The sequence below is a fragment of the Pseudomonas wuhanensis genome (assembly GCF_030687395.1).
Lineage (GTDB): Bacteria > Pseudomonadota > Gammaproteobacteria > Pseudomonadales > Pseudomonadaceae > Aquipseudomonas > Aquipseudomonas wuhanensis.
Window position 1 is genome coordinate 5455772 of record NZ_CP117430.1, and the last position, 25768, is coordinate 5481539.

At 57.2% G+C, this 25768-nt stretch carries 19 protein-coding genes, 2 tRNA genes, 3 rRNA genes and 1 pseudogene; 14 read left to right on the forward strand and 11 right to left on the reverse strand.

All coding sequences use genetic code 11. From position 1 onward, the window contains the following. Positions 1-234: 234 nt before the first annotated feature. Positions 235-702, reverse strand: a complete 468-nt coding sequence (locus tag PSH88_RS25275; RefSeq protein ID WP_305423326.1) for a hypothetical protein — start codon at positions 700-702, stop codon at positions 235-237. A gap of 966 nt (positions 703-1668) precedes the next feature. Between PSH88_RS25275 and PSH88_RS25280 the strand changes: the two genes are divergently transcribed. Continuing rightward, positions 1669-1998: a hypothetical protein gene (locus tag PSH88_RS25280; RefSeq protein ID WP_305423327.1), complete on the forward strand. Its 330-nt coding sequence runs from the start codon at positions 1669-1671 to the stop codon at positions 1996-1998. A 655-nt stretch (positions 1999-2653) separates the two neighbouring features. Further along, on the forward strand, positions 2654-2935 hold the full coding sequence (locus PSH88_RS25285; protein WP_305423329.1) for a DUF3077 domain-containing protein: 282 nt from the start codon (positions 2654-2656) through the stop codon (positions 2933-2935). 164 nt (positions 2936-3099) lie between these two features. On the opposite strand, the pseudogene PSH88_RS25290 reads toward PSH88_RS25285, so the two are convergent. Continuing rightward, positions 3100-3213: pseudogene (locus PSH88_RS25290) on the reverse strand (PH domain-containing protein); the annotation flags it as partial. Positions 3214-3337: 124 nt separating this feature from the next. On the opposite strand from PSH88_RS25290, the gene PSH88_RS25295 reads away from it, so the two are divergent. The 5 genes from PSH88_RS25295 (at position 3338) to PSH88_RS25315 (ending at position 9192) form a co-directional block, all read left to right on the forward strand. Next, a complete protein-coding gene (locus PSH88_RS25295; protein WP_305483399.1) occupies positions 3338-3715 on the forward strand; it encodes a hypothetical protein in 378 nt (125 codons plus the stop codon). Positions 3716-4053: 338 nt separating this feature from the next. Further along, on the forward strand, positions 4054-4530 hold the full coding sequence (locus PSH88_RS25300) for a formate dehydrogenase subunit gamma (protein ID WP_305423332.1): 477 nt from the start codon (positions 4054-4056) through the stop codon (positions 4528-4530). Beyond that, entirely contained in the window at positions 4527-6089 is a 1563-nt protein-coding gene (locus PSH88_RS25305) for a formate dehydrogenase beta subunit (protein ID WP_305423333.1), read from the forward strand. The genes PSH88_RS25300 and PSH88_RS25305 overlap by 4 nt, the downstream gene beginning before the upstream one ends. Next, positions 6086-8974, forward strand: coding sequence for a formate dehydrogenase subunit alpha (fdhF, locus tag PSH88_RS25310; RefSeq protein ID WP_305423334.1), 2889 nt, complete (start codon positions 6086-6088; stop codon positions 8972-8974). The genes PSH88_RS25305 and fdhF overlap by 4 nt, the downstream gene beginning before the upstream one ends. Beyond that, positions 8971-9192 (forward strand): formate dehydrogenase subunit delta, encoded by a 222-nt coding sequence (locus PSH88_RS25315; protein WP_095054230.1) that lies wholly within the window; start codon positions 8971-8973, stop codon positions 9190-9192. The genes fdhF and PSH88_RS25315 overlap by 4 nt, the downstream gene beginning before the upstream one ends. A gap of 177 nt (positions 9193-9369) precedes the next feature. On the opposite strand, the gene PSH88_RS25320 is transcribed toward PSH88_RS25315, so the two are convergent. After that, positions 9370-10722: a sensor histidine kinase gene (locus PSH88_RS25320; RefSeq protein ID WP_305423335.1), complete on the reverse strand. Its 1353-nt coding sequence runs from the start codon at positions 10720-10722 to the stop codon at positions 9370-9372. Next, a complete protein-coding gene (locus tag PSH88_RS25325; RefSeq protein ID WP_305423336.1) occupies positions 10719-11429 on the reverse strand; it encodes a response regulator in 711 nt (236 codons plus the stop codon). Before PSH88_RS25325 ends, PSH88_RS25320 begins: the two co-directional genes overlap by 4 nt. 166 nt (positions 11430-11595) lie before the next feature. On the opposite strand from PSH88_RS25325, the gene PSH88_RS25330 reads away from it, so the two are divergent. Together PSH88_RS25330 and PSH88_RS25335 are read left to right on the forward strand one after the other, a co-directional pair. Further along, positions 11596-12390: an MlaA family lipoprotein gene (locus tag PSH88_RS25330; RefSeq protein WP_305423338.1), complete on the forward strand. Its 795-nt coding sequence runs from the start codon at positions 11596-11598 to the stop codon at positions 12388-12390. Then, positions 12380-12643 carry a hypothetical protein gene (locus PSH88_RS25335; RefSeq protein ID WP_305423339.1) on the forward strand — a complete coding sequence of 88 codons (264 nt, stop codon included), beginning with the start codon at positions 12380-12382 and terminating at the stop codon, positions 12641-12643. Before PSH88_RS25330 ends, PSH88_RS25335 begins: the two co-directional genes overlap by 11 nt. Positions 12644-12889: 246 nt before the next feature. On the opposite strand, the gene rrf is transcribed toward PSH88_RS25335, so the two are convergent. The 5 genes from rrf to PSH88_RS25360 form a co-directional block, all read right to left on the reverse strand. Then, a 5S ribosomal RNA gene (gene rrf / locus PSH88_RS25340) occupies positions 12890-13005 on the reverse strand. Between the two features lie 156 nt (positions 13006-13161). Then, positions 13162-16052 (reverse strand): 23S ribosomal RNA (locus PSH88_RS25345). 235 nt (positions 16053-16287) lie between these two features. Then, positions 16288-16363: transfer RNA gene (locus PSH88_RS25350), tRNA-Ala, on the reverse strand. A gap of 30 nt (positions 16364-16393) precedes the next feature. Further along, positions 16394-16470 (reverse strand) — tRNA-Ile (locus PSH88_RS25355). A gap of 82 nt (positions 16471-16552) precedes the next feature. Beyond that, a 16S ribosomal RNA gene (locus PSH88_RS25360) occupies positions 16553-18091 on the reverse strand. Together the 16S, 23S and 5S rRNA genes with 2 tRNA genes alongside form the textbook arrangement of a ribosomal RNA operon. Before the next feature lie 493 nt (positions 18092-18584). On the opposite strand from PSH88_RS25360, the gene PSH88_RS25365 reads away from it, so the two are divergent. Then, complete coding sequence (locus tag PSH88_RS25365) at positions 18585-20516, forward strand: alkaline phosphatase D family protein (RefSeq protein ID WP_305423341.1); 1932 nt, start codon at positions 18585-18587, stop codon at positions 20514-20516. Positions 20517-20532: 16 nt separating this feature from the next. Next, on the forward strand, positions 20533-21063 hold the full coding sequence (locus tag PSH88_RS25370; RefSeq protein ID WP_305423343.1) for a P-loop NTPase family protein: 531 nt from the start codon (positions 20533-20535) through the stop codon (positions 21061-21063). 26 nt (positions 21064-21089) lie between these two features. Here the strand turns inward: PSH88_RS25370 and PSH88_RS25375 are convergent, their stop codons facing one another. Beyond that, positions 21090-22265, reverse strand: coding sequence for an aspartate aminotransferase family protein (locus PSH88_RS25375; protein ID WP_305423344.1), 1176 nt, complete (start codon positions 22263-22265; stop codon positions 21090-21092). A 102-nt stretch (positions 22266-22367) separates the two neighbouring features. Between PSH88_RS25375 and PSH88_RS25380 the strand changes: the two genes are divergently transcribed. From PSH88_RS25380 to PSH88_RS25390, 3 genes are all read left to right on the forward strand, one after another. Further along, positions 22368-23273, forward strand: a complete 906-nt coding sequence (locus PSH88_RS25380; protein WP_305423345.1) for a LysR family transcriptional regulator — start codon at positions 22368-22370, stop codon at positions 23271-23273. 343 nt (positions 23274-23616) lie between these two features. Beyond that, a complete protein-coding gene (locus tag PSH88_RS25385) occupies positions 23617-24630 on the forward strand; it encodes a sensor domain-containing diguanylate cyclase (protein ID WP_305423346.1) in 1014 nt (337 codons plus the stop codon). Next, complete coding sequence (locus tag PSH88_RS25390; protein WP_305423347.1) at positions 24627-25031, forward strand: GNAT family N-acetyltransferase; 405 nt, start codon at positions 24627-24629, stop codon at positions 25029-25031. Before PSH88_RS25385 ends, PSH88_RS25390 begins: the two co-directional genes overlap by 4 nt. 8 nt (positions 25032-25039) lie before the next feature. Here the strand turns inward: PSH88_RS25390 and msrA are convergent, their stop codons facing one another. Beyond that, positions 25040-25747: a peptide-methionine (S)-S-oxide reductase MsrA gene (msrA, locus tag PSH88_RS25395; RefSeq protein WP_305423348.1), complete on the reverse strand. Its 708-nt coding sequence runs from the start codon at positions 25745-25747 to the stop codon at positions 25040-25042. Positions 25748-25768: the final 21 nt, after the last annotated feature.

Sequence of the window (25768 nt, forward strand, 5' to 3'; positions counted from 1 at the left end):
GGACCCTGTGACAACACTCCACACACGGGGTCGGAAACCCGCGGGACTGTGCTAGCGAAAAGGTACCCACCTTAGTGAACAGGTGAACCGGGTGAACTCACAGTTCACCAGTGCAATTGGGTAATTACACAGACTTGCCCACCCATTTGCATTCGACCTGACCAGTCATTTGCATCGGATTTGACCAGTACGAGCCGTCGACATGACCGGCAGAGAACGACCCTTAGCTGCCGCTCATGAAGTCGTGTCCCAATAGAAATGGATGTACTCGTCTTCATACTCCGCGAACAGCGAAACGATGAACTCTGTCTTCATTGAGTACATCAATAGCGCTCCGACGAAACCGGTCGACTCATGCAGCGGTTGTTTGAGCGGAGCGATCAATTCAAACGCCTGATCCGCAACCATCTGATTGAAAACAGCTTCCGAGATTTCCTCAAACTGAGCGTCAGAAACGTAGCCTGGGAAATAACTTTCTCCTCCAGGCCGCCAATCCATCCATTCCGCGTGAAGCCAGAAGTTTAATCCGTTTTCGCCTTGCCGTTTGGGGGCGCGAGTTATCCTGATGATCTGCTGAGAGGCAGGGCATCGAAAGGCGATTCCTGGATAAGTGACGTAATAGAGACCGGGACAATCATTGTGTGCTCTCCAAAAAGTCAGTTGCTCACTGGAGAGTTGATCAAAGTCGCTTCTGTCGAACATGGAAGAACCTAAGGTTTACGTCGCGCTAATGGGCAAGAGCGCCCGATAGTAGCAAATTGCTTTCAATGATGTTTTTCGGGAGCCGTCCGCTTCTGGCCGTTCTCTGCCGATCAGCAACACAAAGGGGCATCTTTACCATCGCGGTAACGATGCCACTTTTTCGTCAGGATCCTTTCAATTTCAACGTTGAAATTTCAGTAAGGTGGGATGTCTGTCGCTAGCAAGATGTCGCGGGTTTCCGACCCCGTGTCCTTCAAATAATCCCAGGGTCCCCGGCGGCTTCTGGCGACTGATTGCTTTATGCCATCCTCCAGCTAACCTCTATTTCTGCTGGTCAATACGCTTTTCAGCCAGCACCACGGATACTGCCGAAACATTGAGTCGTTACCGATCCGACACACGGAAGCGAGGACTATCAAATGCCATCATTTATCGTAAACCAGAACGTACAAGCCAACGGCGACTACGAGGTGCATAACACTACAACTGGCTGTAGGTTCATGCCGCTGCCACAGAACCAGGTATCACTCGGAACTCATTCCACCTGCACTGGTGCCGTCTCCGCAGCTCGAACATCATGGCCCAATGCGCAAGTCAATGGTTGCTACTATTGCTGCAACCCTTGCCACACCAGCTAAATTTTTGGATACGCGGGGGTGGGTCTACGGGAAGCTTATGACTCGATCTACGATTGTGCGATCATAGGCCCAAGCAAGCTGTATCCCCGTGTGTATCCCTATGCATCTAATCCGGCTACAAGCCACGGATTATATGGAAGACTCCGGTCTCCCTCGGGCACCAAAATTAAGAAAGGTCTTGCTTTGCAAGGCCTTTTTTTTCGCCTGTAGAAAAGTGATCTCGCCCCACCGCTACCGTGTAGAAGCTGCCGAAGGCTGCGATCTTTTGATCTTGCCACTTCGGTGCGACAGCCCAAAACCGCTCGCTAACGAATCAAGGATTCACACAATGGAATTGCCACTGGACACCGTTGCCCTTTTCGCCTTCAAGCTGGCTTATGAGACGGAAGGTGAAAGTCCGATTCTGCGGGATGATCCGATCATGAGTGATTATGAGCGGGAGGTGTTTGGGTTGTTGGTGCGTAGGGGGGATATCGAGGGTATCCAGTTTAGAGTGGCGCATTGTGTGGGTTTAGCGCTGGACGCTATAGGCGGCGTAGATACGCCGCTAGGGCGCGAACTACATAGATTGTCGGCTGATTTGCGCGGCGCGCAGACCCTGGAGCAACTTGATGCACCGTTGATCGCACTCAAGGACTACTTGAAAGATATTCAGTGAGTGGAGCCCAAACCCACGCTGGACAACAATGCCCTTCAGCAGTGGTGGCAGCCTGAAAAGTGTCCAGACGCAGAGGCTTGCCCGTGACCGGGCAGACGTCTTGCCGCAGGCCGTTCATTTTGAACTCACGCGCCGGATACCAGTAACCGCTGAGGCGGTAATACCCTAACTGCGCGAGCTTGCGTTCTGCACGAGACGGGTCATGGATTTGCATACTCCTGCTGGTCAGCAACGCAACCAAATCAGGGTATGTACGGAACGGCTTCGGAGGGGCAGGGCTAGACAACTTCCATGTTCCAGAAACAAGAAGGCCCGAACGTAATGCCGGACTAAGCCAGCACCAGAGGATCGGGCGCGATTGGAATTAACGCTGCCGTAGCCTGATGACCCTGTCAATGCGTACGTCACAGAAAACGCAGTAAACACTAGGGTTTATGCAGTTTGCGACGATCTGTTGCAGACGATGGCGCGCGCTTGTGAGCAGCCTAAAACAGAGCGCTGCGGATTGTTGTCAGGCCATTCCGAGATAGCGGTAGGGATATTCTCTGCGTGCCTGATGCTAGTGATTGTTAGGGAGAGCGCTGAGCAAAGGGCTTTCGAAAGTTGCAGGAACGGGGTCCCTCTCCCACCGCCTCTCCGTCATCGGAGGTGGCAAATGACCGATCAACCAGAACTCAAAACCATCGGACTAACACCTGCCATTTACTGCTCCGATCAACCGCTTTTCCATGTCACTCGCGGCGTTCCGCTCGGCGATGCGTTAGCCATGGCTTCTGATTTCCTGTTTCTCGCCAAAAAGCTGACCGAAGATGCTGCTTACGACAGGGACACCGACCGCCACGCTTGGGCCGCGCATTATTTGACGGCGATGAGTAAGGCGGTGGTTGATGATGCGGTGAAGGTGCTTAGGCGGGATGGTTCTGATGCCAGTCGGTAAGGCATAAGACCTGCGGGAGCCAACTGCTTGCGATGGCGGCAGTGCATTCAGCATTGATGTTGGCTGACCTGACGCTTTCGCGGGCAAGCCCGCTCCCACAGGGACTGCGCTTAACGGACAGGCATTATTAGCCCCGAGATTGTCGGGGCTTTCGATCACTCAGCTCACAGTAAATGCTGATAAATCAGCGTCGAAATCTCCACAATCGAAGTCCTGCCGGTGAATTCAAACTTCACCTTCCCCAACGATGAAAAACAAATCTCCAACTCGGAATCCAACCCACATCAAACCAACGCCCTTCAGCACAGAGCTATCAGTTTGATATCGTGCCTCCATCGCCTCATCTCATCAAAGATGACCAAAGGCGGTTTCAGGGGAATTGTTAACAAGGAAAAGGATTGAATGCAGCTAATCGGCGTGTTGGTGTTTTTCACTGCGACAGTGGGAATGTGGATTGGGGTGGTGAGGAACCGTGGCACCCTGAATCTGTGGCTCGCTAACCTGACGGGTGCCGTGGGTAGTTTTATTGTCGGAATTGCCGTGCTGATTCTGTTCAACAGATGGTTTGTCCCCGGAGGAAACTCGGTACGGGGCGTTGTATTCATTTTCTATACGATGATGGCGGTTTTAGGGGCCTTTGTCGGAACCTGGCTTCTGGTGATCGCCAGGTTCAATCAGTCTGAATCCCCCGTCGTCCGTCATTTGATCGCCGGAGCGTGCGGTGTGTTGGCGGCACTGACCACGGCGGTGTTGTGGGTGATGATCCTTTTCGCCAAGTGAGTGTTTTGACACTCCGCTCATCGCGCTCAAGGATTCCCTGAAAGATACTCAGTGAGCGAACGCCTTTGGCTGCGCTCTTCTAGACTTAATAGGTAGTCGTAGACAGAATCGAACACGTCGCTTTGGTGCAGATGAATCAAAGGCAGCATGGCAAGCTGCCTGTTATGCCCTGAAGAGGTGCGGCAAAGATCGCACCGGGCCCAACAAGATGCCCGCTCAGGGTGCCTGGCCAACGGCCTGAAAATGCCACGATACCGTGACGTGGTGTGACTGCCGCAGCCGACACTTTCGGACAACTGACAACCGCTTGGTTTGTCCGTGATCGTGAGGAATGCTGTATGCCTGATGAGATGTTGCACCTGCCTATGGTCAACAGCCTGTTGGAGCGCCACAAACGCTCCCCCGGCGCACTGTTGCCGATCCTTCATGAGATTCAGGAGGGCATCGGTTACATCCCCGATGCCGCCATTCCCGAGATTGCTCACGCCCTCAACCTGAGTCAGGCCGAGGTTCGCGGGGTGATCAGTTTCTACCATGACTTCCGCACCGCGCCTCCGGCCCGGCATATCCTGCGTCTGTGCCGGGCCGAGTCCTGCCAGAGCCGCGGCGCCGAGCAGCTCGCGGCGCAATTGCGCGAACGTCTGCAAGTGGACGACCACGGCAGCAGTGCCGACGGCAACATCAGTCTGCGCCCGGTGTATTGCCTCGGCGCCTGCGCCTGCTCGCCAGCCCTGGAGCTGGATGGCCAGGTGCATGCGCGGCTCAGCGCCGAGCGTCTGGATGCATTGCTCGATACTTGCCGGGAGGACGCATGATGCCGGCTTTCTATCTGCCCCGTGATTCGCTGGCCCGTGCCGTGGGTGCCGAAGAGGTTGCGGTGGCCCTGATCACCCATGCCCGGGGACGCTTTGCGCCTCTGGAGTTGCAACGCACCAGTTCTCGCGGCCTGTACTGGCTGGAACCGCTGCTGGAAGTGGACAGCCCACAAGGCCGTATCGGCTTCGGTCCGCTGACCGCGGCCGATGTGCCGTCGGTGCTCGATGCGCTGCAAGGCGAGTCGTCCGACCATCCGCTGGCCTTGGGGCTGGTGGAAGAGTTGCCTTATCTAAAGACTCAACAACGCCTGCTGTTTGCCCGCGCCGGCATTACCCAGCCGCTGTCCCTGGAGGATTACCGGGCTCACGGCGGCTTTGAGGGCTTGACCCAGGCCATCGCCCTGGGCGGCGAGCAGACCGCGACTGCAGTATTCGATTCGGGCCTGCGTGGCCGTGGCGGCGCGGCGTTCCCGGCCGGGATCAAATGGCGCACGGTGCGCGGCACTCAGGCTGCACAGAAATACATCGTGTGCAACGCCGACGAAGGCGACTCCGGCACCTTCGCCGACCGCATGTTGATGGAAGGCGACCCCTTCCTGCTGATCGAAGGCATGGCCATTGCCGGCATCACCGTCGGCGCCAGCTACGGCTACATCTATGTGCGCTCGGAATATCCACAGGCCGTGACCACCCTACGTGCGGCGCTGGAGATTGCCCGGTCAAACGGTTACCTCGGTGCCAATGTCGGCGGCAGCGGTCTGGCCTTCGATATGGAAGTGCGAGTCGGTGCCGGTGCTTACATCTGCGGCGAGGAAACCGCGCTGCTGGACTCGCTCGAAGGCAAGCGCGGGATTGTCCGCGCCAAGCCGCCGATCCCGGCCTTGCAGGGCCTGTTCGGCCTGCCGACCCTGGTGCACAACGTGCTGACGCTGGCCTCGGTGCCAATGATTATGGCCAAGGGCGCGCAGTTCTATCGCGATTACGGCATGGGCCGCTCCCTGGGCACCATGCCCTTCCAACTGGCGGGTAATATTCGTCACGGCGGTCTGGTGGAACGGGCCTTTGGCTTGACCCTGCGGGAACTGGTGGAAGACTACGGCGGCGGGACCGCCAGCGGCCGACCGCTGAAGGCCGCCCAGGTTGGCGGCCCTCTCGGCGCCTGGGTGCCACCGTCGCAATTCGACACGCCGTTGGATTACGAAGCGTTCGCCGCCATCGGCGCAATGCTCGGTCACGGTGGTGTGGTGGTGGCTGATGACACGTTGGATATGGCCCACATGGCGCGCTTCGCCATGCAGTTTTGTGCCGAGGAATCCTGTGGCAAATGCACGCCGTGCCGCATCGGCTCGACCCGGGGCGTGGAGGTGATTGACCGCCTGCTGGCCGCGCCTGACCAGAACGGTCGCGATGAGCAGGTGATCATCCTCAAGGACCTGTGCGACACGCTGCAATACGGTTCGCTGTGCGCATTGGGCGGCATGACTTCCTATCCGGTCGTCAGCGCCCTCAAGCACTTCCCCGCCGACTTCGGTCTGCAAGCCTCGGAGGCCGACCAATGATCACCCTCTTCGACCCGAAAACCGACATCGATCTCGGCACTCCAGCCCGCGACAGCCAGGTGCAGATCACCCTGAACATCGACGGCCAAAGCATCACCGTGCCCGAAGGCACCTCAGTGATGCGCGCCGCCGCGCTGCTGGGCACCACCATTCCCAAACTATGTGCCACCGACAGCCTGGAAGCCTTCGGCTCCTGCCGCATGTGTCTGGTGGAGATCGACGGCATGCGTGGCTATCCGGCGTCCTGCACTACGCCGGTCACTGAAGGCATGACCGTGCACACCCAGACACCGAAGCTCGCGACCTTGCGCCGCAACGTCATGGAGCTGTACATCTCCGATCACCCGCTGGATTGCCTGACCTGTTCGGCCAACGGCAACTGCGAGCTGCAAACCGTCGCCGGCCAGGTTGGCCTGCGGGAAGTGCGTTACGGCTATGAAGGCGACAACCATCTGGCCGACGTGAAGGACACGTCCAACCCCTACTTCGACTACGACCCGAGCAAGTGCATCGTCTGCAACCGCTGCGTGCGTGCCTGCGAAGAAACACAGGGCACCTTTGCTCTGACCATTACCGGGCGCGGTTTCGAATCCCGGGTTGCCGCCGCCGGTGGCGATAACTTCCTCGACTCCGAATGCGTGTCCTGCGGCGCCTGTGTGCAAGCGTGCCCGACCGCGACGCTGATGGAAAAAAGTGTGGTGGAACTGGGTCAACCCGAACACAGCGTGATCACTACCTGTGCCTATTGCGGCGTGGGCTGCTCGTTCCGCGCCGAGATGAAAGGCGACCAGGTCGTACGCATGGTTCCAGACAAGAACGGCCAGGCCAACCACGGCCACTCTTGCGTCAAAGGGCGCTTTGCCTGGGGCTACGCGACCCACCCGGATCGCATCACCAAGCCGATGATCCGCCAGCACATCAACGACCCTTGGCAGGAAGTCAGCTGGGATGAAGCGGTGACCTACGCTGCCAGCGAATTCCGTCGGCTGCAGCAAAAATACGGCCGCGACTCCATTGGTGGCATTACCTCCAGCCGCTGCACCAACGAAGAAACCTACCTGGTGCAAAAACTGGTGCGCGCGGCGTTCGGCAACAACAACGTCGACACCTGTGCGCGGGTCTGCCACTCACCGACCGGTTATGGCCTGAAACAAACATTGGGCGAGTCCGCCGGCACCCAGAGTTTCGACTCGGTGATGCAGGCCGACGTGATCCTGGTGATGGGCGCCAACCCCAGCGACGCGCACCCGGTGTTTGCCTCGCAACTCAAACGCCGTTTGCGTGAAGGTGCGCGGCTGATCGTCATCGACCCGCGCCGCATTGATCTGGTGGACTCGGTGCACGCCCGCGCCGAGTATCACCTGGCGCTGCGCCCCGGCACTAACGTCGCCATGCTCAACGCCTTGGCCCACACGATCATCACCGAAGGCCTGCAAGACCAAGCCTTCATCGACGCGCGTTGCGAGGGCAGCGATTTTGCGCGCTGGAGCGAATTTGTCAGCCGCGCGGAGAACTCGCCGGAAGCCCTTGGCCCTGTCTGCGGCGTCGAACCTGCCGATATCCGTGCCGCCGCTCGTTTGTATGCGACCGGCGGCAACGCCGCGATCTACTACGGCCTGGGCGTCACCGAACACAGCCAGGGCAGTACCGCCGTCATGGGCATCGCCAACCTGGCCATGGCCACCGGCAACATCGGTCGCGAAGGTGTGGGGGTGAACCCGTTGCGTGGGCAGAACAACGTTCAGGGCTCCTGCGACATGGGCTCCTTTCCCCACGAACTGCCCGGTTACCGACACGTCTCCAACGAGGCGGTACGGACTCAGTTCGAACAGGCCTGGAACGTCACACTGCAACCCGATCCGGGCCTGCGCATTCCCAACATGTTCGAGTCGGCACTGGCCGGCAGCTTCAAGGGTCTGTATTGCCAGGGCGAGGACATCGCCCAGAGCGATCCGAATACCCAACACGTCACTGCTGCTCTGTCAGCCATGGAATGCGTGGTGGTGCAGGACATCTTCCTCAACGAGACGGCGAAGTTCGCCCACGTGTTCCTGCCGGGCAGTTCGTTCCTGGAAAAAGACGGCACCTTCACCAACGCCGAGCGACGCATCTCGCGGGTACGCAAGGTCATGGAGCCGTTGGGCGGCAAGGCCGACTGGGAAGGCACCGTGGCCCTGGCCAACGCCTTGGGCTATCCGATGAACTATAAGCATCCGTCGGAAATCATGGATGAAATCGCCAGCCTGACGCCGACGTTCACCAACGTCAGCTACGCCGAACTGGAGCGCCACGGCAGCCTGCAATGGCCGTGTAACGCCGCGGCACCGGACGGCACGCCGACCATGCACATCGAGGAGTTCGTGCGCGGCAAGGGGCGCTTTATGCTCACCGGCTACGTGCCCACCGAGGAAAAGGTCAACAGTCGCTATCCGCTGCTGCTGACCACCGGGCGCATCCTCAGCCAGTACAACGTCGGCGCCCAGACCCGACGTACTGAAAACGTCGCTTGGCACGATGAGGACCGACTGGAAATCCACCCGACCGACGCCGAGAGCCGTGGCATCAACGAAGGTGACTGGGTCGGCATTGGCAGCCGCGCCGGGCAGACCGTACTGCGTGCGCGGATCACCGAACGGGTAGCCCCAGGCGTGGTGTACACCACCTTCCACTTCCCTGAATCGGGGGCCAACGTCATTACCACCGACAACTCCGACTGGGCCACCAACTGTCCGGAGTACAAGGTCACCGCTGTGGAAGTCAGCCGCGTCTACCACCCTTCCGAGTGGCAAAAACGCTATCAGGCATTTAGCGACGAACAACAACGCCTGCTCGACGAACGCCGCCACGCACGCACCGCCGGAACAAAAGCCGAGGTACGCCGATGAGCACTGACAACCTGATCAAAATGGCCAACCAGATCGCCCAATACTTCGCCAGCGAGCCGGATCAGCAACAGGCAGTGCTCGGCGTGCGTAATCATCTGCAGATGTACTGGACTCCCGGCATGCGAAAGGAGTTGCTGGCCTGGCAGACGGCGCATCAGGGGGCAGACTTGCACCCATTGGCACAGGCGGCGGTCAGTGGGGCGGGCTGGGAGGCTTAGGTTTACACGATCCTTGGGGGAGGATTGCTCCTTGGCCTGTTGGCGTAAAACTGTGGCGAGGGAGCTTGCTCCCGTTGGACTGCGCAGCAGTCCTTTCTTTGGGGCCGCTTCGCGACCCAGCGGGAGCAAGCTCCCTCGCCACAGGTTTTTGATCGTTTCGAGGCAAGTCTTTCGGGACTAATGCACGGGCAACACCACCAACGCCTCCAACCCGCCCATCGACCGATTACGCAGTGTCAGCTCGCCTCCGTGTTCCAGCACAATCGCCCGCGCCGCCGACAACCCCAAACCCACACCCCCAGTGCTTTTGTTCCGCGAGCCTTCCATCCGGAAGAACGGCACAAACACTTGTCCAAGGCAGGCATCTGGAATGCCCGGCCCACGATCCAGTATTTTGATCCGCACCTGCCCTGCACCGGGGATCAGTTCAATCCCCGGCTCGCTACCGTACTTGATGGCGTTATCGAGCAAGTTAGTCATCACCCGCTTGAGTCCCAGCGGTCGACCGAAATACACCAGCCGCAACGGCCCACTAAAGGCAACCTCGACTCCCTGATCCCGGTAATCATCAAGCAACGTTTGCAGCAATTCCGCCAAATCAAACTGGGTGGCCGGTTCAAGCCGCGCATCATCACGAAAGAACTCCAGCGCCGAGTTAATCATCGCCTGCATTTCATCCACGTCACGAAACAGCCGTTGCTGTTGCTCGCTGTCTTCGATGAATTCGCCTCGCAAGCGCATCCGCGTCAGGGGAGCGCGCAGGTCGTGGGAGATGGCGGCGAGCATTTGCGTACGGTCGCGGATGAAGTGCTGTAACTGGGCCTGCATGGCGTTGAACGCGAGAATGGCCTGGCGGATTTCGTGGGGACCGAGCGGTTCGATCGGCGGTGCGCGGAAGTCCACGCCGAAACGGCGGGCGCCTTCGGCAAAGCACTGCAAAGGTGTGGCGAGGCGTCGGGTGGCGATCAGCGCGACCAGTGCGGTGGAGATCAGCACCAGAAGAATCACGATCAGGTAGCGTGGCGCTTCGTCCAGGCCCCAGCTGCGCGAAGGCGCGGAGAACATCAGCCATGATGAATCCGATAACTCGATCAGCAGCGCATAGTGCGCGTCCGCCGTGTGCTCCGTCCAGTCGGCCGGTTCATAAGCTTCGATTCGCCGGTCAGGGGCTCTGAGCATCGGCTGCAAGATAGTCGAGCCGATGTCGGACTTCGGATCGTCCACTGCCGGCAGATTGAGATCTTGCCGATCAGGGTGCCAAGTGACAGTGAAGCCGTTCTCGTTGGCGGCTTGTGCCAATGGGTTGCGCAGTGGCGCGGGGGCTGCCTCGATGATGCGGGCGATGGCCGCGGCTTTTTCCAGCAAGCCGATTTCGGTCAGTGGTGGGCGGGCCCAAACCCCGGCCAGTTGGATAAACAACCCGTTGAGCGCCAGTGAAATGAGCATGGCCAGGATGATCGTCAACGCGATCCAGCGCGCAACCGTATCTTGCGGCCAGTCTCGGGCGCGAATCCTCTTCAGCCAGCTCACCGCCGCGTCACGCTGGGTGTGAACAGGTAACCGCCGTTGCGCACGGTGCGAATCATCGCCGGCCGCTTGGTGTCGGACTCGAGTTTGCGTCGCAGGCGGCTGACCTGAACGTCGATGCTGCGATCGAACGCGTCATGGCAATGTCCGCGCGCCAGGTCCAGCAATTGCTCGCGGGTGAGAATGCGCTGCGGGTGTTCGACGAAGACCAGCAGCAGGTCAAACTCACCGGCTGACAGCGGGATCATCACGTTGTCCGGCGAGCGAAGTTCACGGCGGGTGACGTCCAGGTGCCAGTCGGCGAAGTCGATCAACGGCCGTGGCCGTTCCTGCGACACCGGACGACGCTCTTCCACGCGACGCAACACAGCGCGCACTCGGGCCAGCAGTTCACGGGCGTCGAAGGGTTTGGTCAGATAATCGTCGGCGCCCAGTTCCAGGCCGACCACCCGGTCACTGAGTTCACCCATGGCGGTCAGCATGATCACCGGTATTGCGTGTCGAATCCGCAGTTGCTGACAAAGGATCAACCCGCTGTCGCCGGGCAACATCACGTCAAGAATGATCAGGTCTGGCGGCTGGTGCTCGATGGCTGCCCACAGCGATGCGCCGTCTGTGGCGACCTCGACGCTGTAGCCGTGTTGCACGAAGAATTTTTTCAGTAGATCGAGGACTTCAAGGTCGTCGTCCACAATTAAAAGGCTGTTCACCGAAGGTCACTTAAGGCGCGAATGGAACCGCCATCTAAAACCATTCATGGCCGCGCGTCATATATTTCAATCGTGCAACAAAACGTCATCGCCGCAATAAACCAGACATCTTTGCGCAAGGCACGGGGCTCAGCATCTCGGCGAATTCCTCCCGAGACTTGCATCCATGTTGCCTTTCAAGTGTGCTCCCTGGCTGGCCCGCAACACCTCAATTGCCGTGTTGGCCGCAGGGCTAACGGGTTGCAGCAGCCAGCCGCCGCCCAACACCGACGTGGCCTGCGTCGACATCTCCTATTCGGTGTACGACCCCGCGGAACCGTTCAATCGCGCAGTCTTCGCTTTTAACCGGACGGTCGACGACTACGCCCTGGCGCCGGTCGCTCGCGGCTACCGCTACTTGCCAGATTTTTTCCAAACCGGTGTGCATAACTTTGTGGCGAACTTCGGCGAGCCGAAGGTGTTTATCAATGACCTGCTGCAAGGCAACCCGATGCGCTCGGTCAATACCCTGGGGCGTTTCGCGCTCAACACCACGGTCGGGGTAGTGGGTTTGATCGACGTCTCCGGCATGGCCGGTATTGCGCGCCACGACGCGGACTTCGGCCAGACTTTCGGCGTGTGGGGCATCGGCAATGGTCCAATCGTCGAGCTGCCATTGTTCGGGACCTCCAACAGTCGCGACGCCGCCGGGCGCGTGCTCGGCTTTGTGGTCGATCCGTTCGGCAGCAATAGCGATACCGTGGAGATGCTGTCCACTATCAACACTGTTGGCGGCATCGTCGATGGCCGGGCAGAAGCATTACCGCTGACCGATAGCCTGCAAAAACTGCCGGACTATTACAGCGCGTTGCGCAATGTGGTGGCCGAGCATCGCGCTGCTTACGTGGCCGATGGCAAACAAGGCTCGCCAGAAAACACCACCCCCCCTCAATGCACAGGAGCACCGGCTGATGGTTTCTGAAAACAATAGCCTGACTTTGCAGCAACGAGTGATCCGGGAAGACCCGGCCAATCTGCGCTGTCGGGAAATTACCCTGCGCCTGTCAGCGGACTGTCGCCAACTGGTGCTCACCCGCTACACAGAACACTACGGCCCGGCGCTGGTGCGCTGGATAGAACGCAGCCATACGGTGTCGGTGGCCGAGCTGTTTCGTTGGCTCGTGGCCAATGGTGAGGCGGGGGTCATGAGAGCGAGCAGCCAGCCGCGGTCTTGATTTCAGGGGGATGATACGGAGGAATGGAAGTCTTCCGGTCGTCATCCCGCCGTTTATGCCAGGCCAAGTGCAACGCAAACCCCTCCATCGCAATCGGTGGTTCCACGGTATGCCGCGCCTTGGCAATAAACACTGACGGGACAGCAGCGCAACCAGACCGGAGCGGTCCGATGATGCTGTACGAACTTTCCTGCGGGCAAAACAAAACCCCTACCTGCATACGCAGATAGGGGTTTTGGAATTTAATCTTGACGATGACCTACTCTCACATGGGGAAACCCCACACTACCATCGGCGATGCATCGTTTCACTGCTGAGTTCGGGATGGGATCAGGTGGTTCCAATGCTCTATGGTCGTCAAGAAATTCGGTAGCCAGCTCGTGTTCTCTTGCGAGGTCACGCTCCAGCGAATGGGTATGCGATAGTTTGTGTGTTTGTTTCTCGAACTTTCGGTTCGTTTCGTCTTCACACACCGCAATCTGGTGCCTCTTCAGGTCAGCAAATTGCTTGGGTGTTATATGGTCAAGCCTCACGGGCAATTAGTATTGGTTAGCTCAACGCCTCACAGCGCTTACACACCCAACCTATCAACGTCGTAGTCTTCGACGGCCCTTCAGGGGACTCAAGGTCCCAGTGAGATCTCATCTTGAGGCTAGTTTCCCGCTTAGATGCTTTCAGCGGTTATCTATTCCGAACATAGCTACCCGGCAATGCCACTGGCGTGACAACCGGAACACCAGAGGTTCGTCCACTCCGGTCCTCTCGTACTAGGAGCAGCCCCTCTCAAATCTCAAACGTCCACGGCAGATAGGGACCGAACTGTCTCACGACGTTCTAAACCCAGCTCGCGTACCACTTTAAATGGCGAACAGCCATACCCTTGGGACCGGCTTCAGCCCCAGGATGTGATGAGCCGACATCGAGGTGCCAAACACCGCCGTCGATATGAACTCTTGGGCGGTATCAGCCTGTTATCCCCGGAGTACCTTTTATCCGTTGAGCGATGGCCCTTCCATACAGAACCACCGGATCACTAAGACCTACTTTCGTACCTGCTCGACGTGTCTGTCTCGCAGTCAAGCGCGCTTTTGCCTTTATACTCTACGACCGATTTCCGACCGGTCTGAGCGCACCTTCGTACTCCTCCGTTACTCTTTAGGAGGAGACCGCCCCAGTCAAACTACCCACCATACACTGTCCTCGATCCGGATAACGGACCTGAGTTAGAACCTCAAAGTTGCCAGGGTGGTATTTCAAGGTTGGCTCCACGCGAACTGGCGTCCACGCTTCAAAGCCTCCCACCTATCCTACACAAGCAAATTCAAAGTCCAGTGCAAAGCTATAGTAAAGGTTCACGGGGTCTTTCCGTCTAGCCGCGGATACACTGCATCTTCACAGCGATTTCAATTTCACTGAGTCTCGGGTGGAGACAGCGCCGCCATCGTTACGCCATTCGTGCAGGTCGGAACTTACCCGACAAGGAATTTCGCTACCTTAGGACCGTTATAGTTACGGCCGCCGTTTACCGGGGCTTCGATCAAGAGCTTCGCGTTAGCTAACCCCATCAATTAACCTTCCGGCACCGGGCAGGCGTCACACCCTATACGTCCACTTTCGTGTTTGCAGAGTGCTGTGTTTTTAATAAACAGTCGCAGCGGCCTGGTATCTTCGACCGGCGTGGGCTTACGCAGTAAATGCTTCACCCTCACCGGCGCACCTTCTCCCGAAGTTACGGTGCCATTTTGCCTAGTTCCTTCACCCGAGTTCTCTCAAGCGCCTTGGTATTCTCTACCCAACCACCTGTGTCGGTTTGGGGTACGGTTCCTGGTTACCTGAAGCTTAGAAGCTTTTCTTGGAAGCATGGCATCAACCACTTCGTGTTCTAAAAGAACACTCGTCATCAGCTCTCGGCCTTAGAATCCCGGATTTACCTAAGATTCCAGCCTACCACCTTAAACTTGGACAACCAACGCCAAGCTGGCCTAGCCTTCTCCGTCCCTCCATCGCAATAACCAGAAGTACAGGAATATTAACCTGTTTTCCATCGACTACGCTTTTCAGCCTCGCCTTAGGGACCGACTAACCCTGCGTCGATTAACGTTGCGCAGGAAACCTTGGTCTTTCGGCGTGGGTGTTTTTCACACCCATTGTCGTTACTCATGTCAGCATTCGCACTTCTGATACCTCCAGCAAGCTTCTCAACTCACCTTCACAGGCTTACAGAACGCTCCTCTACGCATCACCTAAGTGATACCCGTAGCTTCGGTGTATGGTTTGAGCCCCGTTACATCTTCCGCGCAGGCCGACTCGACTAGTGAGCTATTACGCTTTCTTTAAAGGGTGGCTGCTTCTAAGCCAACCTCCTAGCTGTCTAAGCCTTCCCACATCGTTTCCCACTTAACCATAACTTTGGGACCTTAGCTGACGGTCTGGGTTGTTTCCCTTTTCACGACGGACGTTAGCACCCGCCGTGTGTCTCCCATGCTCGGCACTTGTAGGTATTCGGAGTTTGCATCGGTTTGGTAAGTCGGGATGACCCCCTAGCCGAAACAGTGCTCTACCCCCTACAGTGATACATGAGGCGCTACCTAAATAGCTTTCGAGGAGAACCAGCTATCTCCGAGCTTGATTAGCCTTTCACTCCGATCCACAGGTCATCCGCTAACTTTTCAACGGTAGTCGGTTCGGTCCTCCAGTTAGTGTTACCCAACCTTCAACCTGCCCATGGATAGATCGCCCGGTTTCGGGTCTATTCCCAGCGACTAGACGCCCTATTAAGACTCGCTTTCGCTACGCCTCCCCTATTCGGTTAAGCTCGCCACTGAAAATAAGTCGCTGACCCATTATACAAAAGGTACGCAGTCACCCAACAATGTGGGCTCCCACTGCTTGTACGCATACGGTTTCAGGATCTATTTCACTCCCCTCTCCGGGGTTCTTTTCGCCTTTCCCTCACGGTACTAGTTCACTATCGGTCAGTCAGTAGTATTTAGCCTTGGAGGATGGTCCCCCCATATTCAGACAAAGTTTCTCGTGCTCCGTCCTACTCGATTTCATGGCCAAGAGATTTTCGCGTACAGGGCTATCACCCACTATGGCCGCACTTTCCAGAGCGTTCCGCTAATCTCAAAGCCACTTAAGGGCTAGTCCCCGTTCGCTCGCCACTACTAAGGGAATCTCGGTTGATTTCTTTTCCTCAGGGTACTTAGATGTTTCAGTTCCCCTGGTTCGCTTCTTAAGCCTATGTATTCAGCTTAAGATACCTAACTTATGTTAGGTGGGTTCCCCCATTCAGACATCTCCGGATCAAAGTCTGTTTGCCGACTCCCCGAAGCTTTTCGCAGGCTACCACGTCTTTCATCGCCTCTGACTGCCAAGGCATCCACCGTATGCGCTTCTTCACTTGACCATATAACCCCAAGCAATCTGGTTATACTGTGAAGACGACATTCGCCGAAAATTCGCGATTAAACTCACAAATTTTACCTTAGCCTGATCACCACCAGTGAAAGTGGCCATCAGTCTATCTTTCTATCACATACCCAAATTTTTAAAGAACGATCTAATCAAAGACTAGAAATCAACATTCACCATCGTCACGATGGAATGCTCATTTCTAAGCTTTCAACAAACAGAAGCAGTAGTGGTGGAGCCAAACGGGATCGAACCGTTGACCTCCTGCGTGCAAGGCAGGCGCTCTCCCAGCTGAGCTATGGCCCCGTATTTCTACAGGCGTTTCCCACACAAAATTGGTGGGTCTGGGCAGATTCGAACTGCCGACCTCACCCTTATCAGGGGTGCGCTCTAACCAACTGAGCTACAGACCCAATTTCGGGCTGCTTCTTATCGTCTTCTTCAATGAATCAAGCAATTCGTGTGGGAACTTATGGAGCAGCTGATGTCGTCGATTAAGGAGGTGATCCAGCCGCAGGTTCCCCTACGGCTACCTTGTTACGACTTCACCCCAGTCATGAATCACACCGTGGTAACCGTCCTCCCGAAGGTTAGACTAGCTACTTCTGGTGCAACCCACTCCCATGGTGTGACGGGCGGTGTGTACAAGGCCCGGGAACGTATTCACCGCGACATTCTGATTCGCGATTACTAGCGATTCCGACTTCACGCAGTCGAGTTGCAGACTGCGATCCGGACTACGATCGGTTTTATGGGATTAGCTCCACCTCGCGGCTTGGCAACCCTCTGTACCGACCATTGTAGCACGTGTGTAGCCCAGGCCGTAAGGGCCATGATGACTTGACGTCATCCCCACCTTCCTCCGGTTTGTCACCGGCAGTCTCCTTAGAGTGCCCACCATTACGTGCTGGTAACTAAGGACAAGGGTTGCGCTCGTTACGGGACTTAACCCAACATCTCACGACACGAGCTGACGACAGCCATGCAGCACCTGTCTCAATGTTCCCGAAGGCACCAATCCATCTCTGGAAAGTTCATTGGATGTCAAGGCCTGGTAAGGTTCTTCGCGTTGCTTCGAATTAAACCACATGCTCCACCGCTTGTGCGGGCCCCCGTCAATTCATTTGAGTTTTAACCTTGCGGCCGTACTCCCCAGGCGGTCAACTTAATGCGTTAGCTGCGCCACTAAGAGCTCAAGGCTCCCAACGGCTAGTTGACATCGTTTACGGCGTGGACTACCAGGGTATCTAATCCTGTTTGCTCCCCACGCTTTCGCACCTCAGTGTCAGTATCAGTCCAGGTGGTCGCCTTCGCCACTGGTGTTCCTTCCTATATCTACGCATTTCACCGCTACACAGGAAATTCCACCACCCTCTACCATACTCTAGCTCGTCAGTTTTGAATGCAGTTCCCAGGTTGAGCCCGGGGATTTCACATCCAACTTAACGAACCACCTACGCGCGCTTTACGCCCAGTAATTCCGATTAACGCTTGCACCCTCTGTATTACCGCGGCTGCTGGCACAGAGTTAGCCGGTGCTTATTCTGTCGGTAACGTCAAAACAATTACGTATTAGGTAACTGCCCTTCCTCCCAACTTAAAGTGCTTTACAATCCGAAGACCTTCTTCACACACGCGGCATGGCTGGATCAGGCTTTCGCCCATTGTCCAATATTCCCCACTGCTGCCTCCCGTAGGAGTCTGGACCGTGTCTCAGTTCCAGTGTGACTGATCATCCTCTCAGACCAGTTACGGATCGTCGCCTTGGTGAGCCATTACCTCACCAACTAGCTAATCCGACCTAGGCTCATCTGATAGCGCAAGGCCCGAAGGTCCCCTGCTTTCTCCCGTAGGACGTATGCGGTATTAGCGTCCGTTTCCGAGCGTTATCCCCCACTACCAGGCAGATTCCTAGGCATTACTCACCCGTCCGCCGCTCGCCACCAGGTACAAGTACCCGTGCTGCCGCTCGACTTGCATGTGTTAGGCCTGCCGCCAGCGTTCAATCTGAGCCATGATCAAACTCTTCAGTTCAAACATCTTTGGGTTTTTAAGAAACCCTAAACTTGGCTCAGCAATCGTTGGTTACATCTTTGATTTCTCGCGGAGTAACTTGTGATGCTGATAATCTTGTTGACTATCAGTCTGACTCCACAAGCACCCACACGAATTGCTTGATTCAGTTGTTAAAGAGCGGTTGGTTAAGATCTTTCGTCTCAACCGAGGCGCGCATTCTACAGCAGCCTCTGTTGCTGTCAAGCACTAAATTTCAAATTTTCTTCATGAAATTCAACTACTTGCCGCCAACTCAGTTTCAAAGTCCTCGTTAGCGGGAGGCGAATAATACAGTGTTTTATTTGATGGTCAACCACCCGCTGTAATTATTTTTCCCGTACCCATGCGGCTCGGGCCGAGTACCGATTTCTGCCTCTCGCGCAGTCCGGGCTTTCGTCGACAAACCCGCCCTCTTCTCCAGCTGCGCTATGATCGCGCGCACTTCTGCACCAAGAGTTTGAACTGGATTTCCATGTCTTTGCCATTAACTGACGATCATCAATCATTGCCACCCGTCCTTGTCGGCCCACTATTGCGGCGCCTGGAACCCACGCGGCTGGTGCTATGGCTGGTGGGCTCGCGGGCGCTGACGCCAATGCTGCGCCTGCAAGGAATCGATATCCGCCTCAGCGTGGATCAATGCACGATCATTCCCGTCGGCACTCATGCCTTCGTTCATTTAATAGATGTACCACTGAACACCGCCCTGCCCTGCGACACATTGATCGAATACGACCTGCTGATCACTGAAGCGAATGGCGCGCAGTCGGGCATCGCCGAGTGGGCACCCCACCTACTATATGGCGGAGCACGTTGCCCGAATTTCGTGTTGCGCTCGCGGATCGATCAGTTGCTGCATGGCTCCTGCCGTAAACCTCACCATCCAGCGGCCGACGGCCTGCTGTGCGTCGACCGGTTGCTGGAATCCGAGCCGGACGCTTGCAAGCGCCCCGCACTATTAATGATGAGCGGCGATCAGGTGTATGCGGATGATGTTGCGGGTCCGATGTTGCGGGCAATTCATGCCTTGATCGAGCGTCTGGGGCTGTTCGACGAACACCTCGACGGCGCAGTGGTCAGCGACAGCGCCAAACTCTATGAACACCCGGCCAGTTACTACCATCGTGCGGATTTGTTACCGGCGCTTGAGAGCAACGAAACCCTGCGCGAACGATTTTTCGGTGGAGCGCGTAAGCCGATTTTTACCAGTAGCAGCGCCGACAACCATCTAGTGACCTTCGCCGAGGTCATGGCCATGTACCTATTAGTATGGTCACCAACATCCTGGACACTGATCGCGCCTCAACCACCGGCACTGACGCCCGAACGACGCAAGCGCTATGCCCTGGAGCAGACGCGCATCGATGAGTTCAAGAAAGGGTTGGGTGGTGTTGGGCGAGCGATGGCACATCTGCCGTGCCTGATGATTTTCGACGACCACGATATTACCGATGACTGGAATCTTTCCGCGCAATGGGAGGAAACGGCCTACGGCCACCCGTTCTCCAAGCGCATCATCGGTAACGCGCTGCTCGCTTATATGTTGTGTCAGGGTTGGGGCAACAACCCGGACGCATTTGCCGGCATGCTGGAAAAAACCCGTTTATTGAGCGCCACGGGGCAAGACCATTACCTCGACAGCGACGTCCAGGATGGCTTGATCGATGAGCTGCTGAGCTTTCAGAAGTGGCATTACGTGCTGCCCACCCGCCCGGCGCTGGTGGTGCTCGACACCCGCACCCGGCGCTGGCGCAGCGAGATGAACCTCAAGCAACCGTCGGGTCTGCTGGACTGGGAAGCGCTCAGCGAGCTGCAACAGGATTTGCTCGATCATCCCTCGGCGATCATCGTTTCGCCGGCGCCGATTTTCGGCGTCAAACTGATCGAAACCGTGCAACGGGTGTTTAGCTGGTGCGGCTATCCGCTGCTGGTGGACGCCGAAAACTGGATGGCCCATCGCGGCGCGGCCCAAGTGATCCTGAACATTTTCCGACACTCCCGCACACCCGGTAACTACGTGGTGCTGTCCGGTGATGTGCATTATTCCTTTGTCTACGAAGTATTGATCCGACACCGCAAGGCCGGCCCACGAATCTGGCAGATCACCAGCAGCGGCATCAAAAACGAATTCCCGCCCGCCCTGCTCGAATGGTTCGACCGTCTCAACCGCTGGCTCTACTCGCCCCGCTCGCCGCTGAACTCGCTGACCAAGCGCCGGCGCATGCGCATTGTTCCGCACATTCCCGAACACGCCGAAGCGGGTGAACGGCTGTGGAACTCGGCAGGGATCGGCCAAGTGTTCTTCAATGAAAAGGGCCAGCCGCAGGATATTTATCAATTCAATGCGGATGGATCGCCGAAGACGCGGATGATTGCGCCTGAAATTTCCGAAACGGTTGAATGACTTTGCCCGAGTTACCATGAGCCATTATTGCCTGCACACCATGAACCTCACCCGAACCCTGATCATCGGCAATTCCGGCTCGGGCAAGAGTTGGCTGGCCAAACGACTGGCCGACCGCCTACAAGCGCCCTGGATCGATCTCGACCTGATTCACTGGGTATCTGATGAACACAGCATCGCCCGTCCCCGCGCCGAAGCCTTGGGCATGGCTCGGGTGGCGGCGAGCAAGGAGCACTGGGTTATCGAGGGTGTTTACGACTGGATAGTCAGCGAACTTGTTGAGCAGGCCACAGCACTGATCTGGCTGTGTCTGGAGGACGACGACTGCGTGAACAACATTCGCCAGCGAGAAGCGAAGCGGAACGAGGATGAGTTGCTGATGGCGTTACTGGAATGGGCCGGTAGCTATCGAACTCGTGAAGGTTCCAGTGGATTTGCCGCGCATCAGCGTTTGTTTGATGAGTTTAGCGGTTCAAAACTTCAACTGATGAGCCAGGCTGAAGTCACGGCTTTCGTTACTCCACTCAGGGAGACGCCGATTCTGTAGGGGAAACGGCGACTATCCAGAAGATGTCAGGCGGCTTTCACCGTCCGCCCCACCCCTCTGACAATCATTTCCACCTCCCGCTCATCAATAGTCAACGGCGGCAGCAGGCGAATGGTCTTGCCCCGCGTCACGTTGATCAGCAAGCCGTGATCACGGGCTGCAATCAGGGTCAGGTCGCGAATCGGCTGCTTGAGTTCGATGCCGATCATCAAGCCCTGGCCACGAATCGCCAGGACGTTGGGGTCATCGGCCAATTCGATGCGCAATCTGGCGAGCAAGCGTTCGCCCTGAAGTCTGGCGTTTTCCAGTAGGTCTTGTTCTTCAATAATCTCCAGCACAGTGCACCCCACCCGGCACGCCAGTGGATTGCCGCCGAACGTGCTGCCGTGGCTGCCGGGGGTAAACAGGTCGGCTGCTTTGCCCCGGGCCAGACAGGCACCAATTGGAATTCCATTGCCCAGGCCTTTGGCCAGGGTCATGACGTCCGGGATGATGCCTTCGTGCTGGAACGCAAACCATTGGCCGGTACGGCCGATGCCAGTCTGGATCTCGTCGAGCACCAGCAGCCAGGCTCGCCGGTTGCACAGTTCGCGCACCGCTTTGAGATATCCGTGCGGCGCCACTTGCACACCGCTTTCGCCCTGAATCGGCTCCATCAGAATCGCCACGATGCGCGGGCCGTGGGCTTCTTGCACCGCCTCCAGCGCCGCGAGGTCGCCGAACGGCACTTTAATGAAATTCCCCGGCAATTCGTTAAACCCCAACCTCACCGCCGGGCCGTCACTGGCGGACAAGGTGCCAAGAGTACGGCCGTGAAAGGCGTTTTCCATGACCACCACCAGCGGTTGCTCGATGCCTTTGTGCCAGCCGTAAAGCCGCGCGAGTTTCAGCGCTGTTTCGTTGGCTTCGGCACCGGAGTTGTTGAAGAACGCCCGATCCATGCCCGACAGCCGAACCAGTTTCTGCGCCAGTCGCTGTTGCCAGTCGATGCTGTATAGGTTGGATGTATGCAACAGCAGCCCAGCCTGCTCGCTGATGGCCGCCACAATTCGCGGATGGGAATGGCCGACGTTGGTCACCGCCACGCCCGCCACCGCGTCCAGATATTCGCGACCGGCCTGGTCCCACAAGCGCGTGCCCAGGCCTTTGTTGAAACTCAGGGCCAAGGGTTGGTAAGTGCTCATCAGGCAGGCGGCGGTCATGACATCAAACTCCATTAATAGTCGGTGTTTTTGCAGTATGGTTAGCCACCTGAGCTGGATAAACATTGCAACACTTCAATCATTTTAAAGCAGAGCTTGATAATGGATCTGTTCCAGGCAATGACCGTTTACGTAAGAGTGGTGGAAGCCGGCAGCATGACCGCCGCCGCTCTGCAGTGCGAAATGTCGACGACCATGGTCGGCAATCATCTTCGGGCCCTGGAGCAACGCCTGGGTGTGCGCCTGCTCAACCGTACGACACGACGCCAGCGGCTGACAGAATTCGGCACGGCGTACTATCAACGTTGTCTCGAGGTATTGGGGTTGGTGGCCGACTCCGAACGCCTGGCCGAACAGACCCTCGACGAGCCGAGCGGCACCCTGCGCATCACTGCACCGCTGACCTTCGGCACCGAACGGCTGGCGCCGGCCCTGAGCGAATTCGCCCTGCGTTGTCCGCAGGTCAAACTCGACGTCGTCTTGACCAACCAGCGCCTGGATCTGCTCGACAACGGTTTCGACGTAGCGATTCGCTTGGGCACTACCGAGCTGTCCAACATGATCGCCCGCCCGCTCATCGACTACACGATGACCCTGTGCGCATCGAAGGACTATCTGGCACGTCGAGGCACTCCGCAAAAACCCACCGACCTGCAACACCATGACTGCCTGGCCTTCGCCTACCCGGCCGGAGATGACTGGCACTCGGTAGCCAAACAATGGCGCCTGAGGGGGCCCGAAGGCGAGGTCATGGTGGCGGTCAGTGGACCAATGCTGATCAACAGCTCGGCAGGGCTGCATCAAGCGGCGCGAACCGGTATGGGCATCGTGATGGTGCCCGATGCATTGGTGGAGCAAGACCTTCAGGATGGAAAACTGGTGGCCTTGATGCAGGACTACCAATTGCCGAGTCGGCCAATGAACCTGGTGTACGCCCAGGACCGCTACCGCTTGCCGAAATTGCGCAGCTTCGTCGACTTTGCGCTGCAGAGGTGGGGCAAGCATTAGGGGGCGTTCTCAATTAGTTTCCCCACCGCGCCGGGTCTGCTGTTGTGTAGGGCAAGGCGCGAGAAGCGTGGTTTGGTCATTCCAAATAAGCTTCGAGCAACGCAGCCCTGCACAACAGCAGGCCCGGCCCTTCGGGTTGTGCCTTAAAGCGGGCCAAGCTGCGTTGCAGGCCTTGGAAAGGGAACAACCATTCCCAGCGGCCTGCGCCTTGCCTGGCCCGCTTTAAGGCGACAACGCGGCGGGGAAACTAATTGAGAACGCCCCCTAGCAGGCGCAACACCCCATGAACTAATCTCCTCGACTGGCGAGTCACGTTGATATCAGTTCGGCAGGGAGACCGATGATGGGTGAGGCATCGAATATCGAGCCGTTGAAGTTCAATCTGTCAGATTTTAACGAAGACATGCTGCACACCATTCTGGAACTGGTCAGCGATGGCATCTGGGACTGGAACGCCAACACCGGGTTCGTCTACCGCAACCCAGGGTGGTACGAGATGCTCGGCTATCCGCCTCACTCCCTGGATAACAACGTACTGACCTGGGAAAACGTGATCCACCCCGACGATTATTCACAGGTCATGGCGCTGTTTGATGACTACCTGAATCAGCGCGCACCCGGTTATCAAGCCGAGTATCGCTGCCGCATGCGGGATGGCACTTATACCTGGATCGAAGATCGCGGCTATGTGCTGGCACGCAATACGGACGGCTCAGTGGCACGAATGGTCGGCGCGCACCGCAGTATCGAAGACAAAAAACGCCTGTTCGAAGAAATGGAACGGCGTAATCAATCCCTCGAAGCCATCGTCGAAGAACGCACCCGTGAGTTGTCTCGGGTCAATCAGCAGTTGCAGATTCAACTCGAAGAGAATCGCAAACTGGCAGAAACCGATGTGCTGACCTCCATCGCCAATCGCTATCGACTGGAAAAAGCCCTGCCCCAGGAATGCGACCGCGCCCAACGCTTTCGCCAGCCGCTCTCGCTGATCGCCATGGACATCGATGACTTCAAGAACATAAACGATCACTACGGCCACGCCCTGGGTGATGCGGCGTTGGTACAGGTGATCGAGAGCGTGAAGCACTGCGTGCGCGAAGGCGATCTGTTGGCGCGTTGGGGCGGTGACGAGTTCATCATGATCCTGCCCAATACTTCGTTGGCCGACGCCAGGTCACTCGCTGAAAAAATCCGTCATGGCCTGTCGAATCTTCTGCCGGTCGGGGACTATCAAGTCACCATGAGTTTTGGCGTGGTGCAACGTTTTGAAGAAGAACAACAAACCGGCTTGCTGGCCAGGGCCGATCAGGCGCTGTATCGGGCCAAGATCGCAGGCAAGAATGTGATTTCGGGATGAGTACACCCGTGCTTATCCGTGATGTTCGGCCCTCGGACGTGGAATCCGTGCGACTTTTTCTTGGCGAGAATGGCTGGGCTCACCGCACCGGTTCATCTGAGCATTTCGCGCAGTTGATCGCTAATTCCCAACGTACAGCGCTTGCGATAAAGGACTCCCACATCGTCGGGTTTGCCCGTGGTATCACCGACGATTTGTCCAATGGTTATCTGTCGATGGTTGTCGTGTGCGGACAAACTCGACGTGAAGGCATCGGTCGCCTGCTGGTTGAGCACGTCATGGGCGACAACACCGCCATTACCTGGGTTCTGCGAGCTGGCCGTGAAGGCGCTTCGGATTTCTTTTCAAAGCTGGGCTTTGAAACGTCGACCATTGCGATGGAACGCTCACGCTTGAAGTAGCCAATGCACTATTGGCCAGCCTTCACCAATACCGGCTTCTCCTGATACCGATCCGGATACAGCTGCTTCAACTGCGCCACCTTCGGCAGGTCATTGATCACGATGTAGGGATACGTCGGATGCTCGGTCAGGAAGTCCTGATGCTCCTCTTCCGCCGGATAGAAGCCGTTGTAGGTTTCCAGTTTAGTGACGATGGGTTTGTTGAACGAATGGGCGGCGTCGAGTTGCGCGATATAGGCCTGGGCGACACGTTGCTGTTCAGCGCTTTTCAGGAAAAGCGCCGATCGATACTGGGTGCCGCGGTCCGGCCCCTGGCGGTTGAGTTCGGTGGGGTTGTGGGCCACCGAGAAATAGATCTGCAACAGGCTGCCATAACTGATTTGAGTAGGATCGAAGGTGACTTCGACGGCCTCCGCATGACCGGTATCGCCATTGCTGACCCGCTCATACTGAGCGGTGTCAGCGGTGCCGCCCGCATAACCGGAGACGGCATTCTTCACCCCTTTGACGTGTTGAAATACCCCTTGGACGCCCCAGAAGCAACCGCCCGCAAAAATAGCCGTTTCACTGCGCGCTTGAGTGTTCTCGTCGAGGGTTGGTGGCGGAATGATGACCGCCTCTTCGGTGCCTCCGAAAGAGAACGCTGCGCACTGACCGATAACACTGGCGGCGACCAATCCCAGCAGGGTGCGACGCCAGTTGAATGAGGTTTTCATGGGCTGTCTCCTGAATGAATG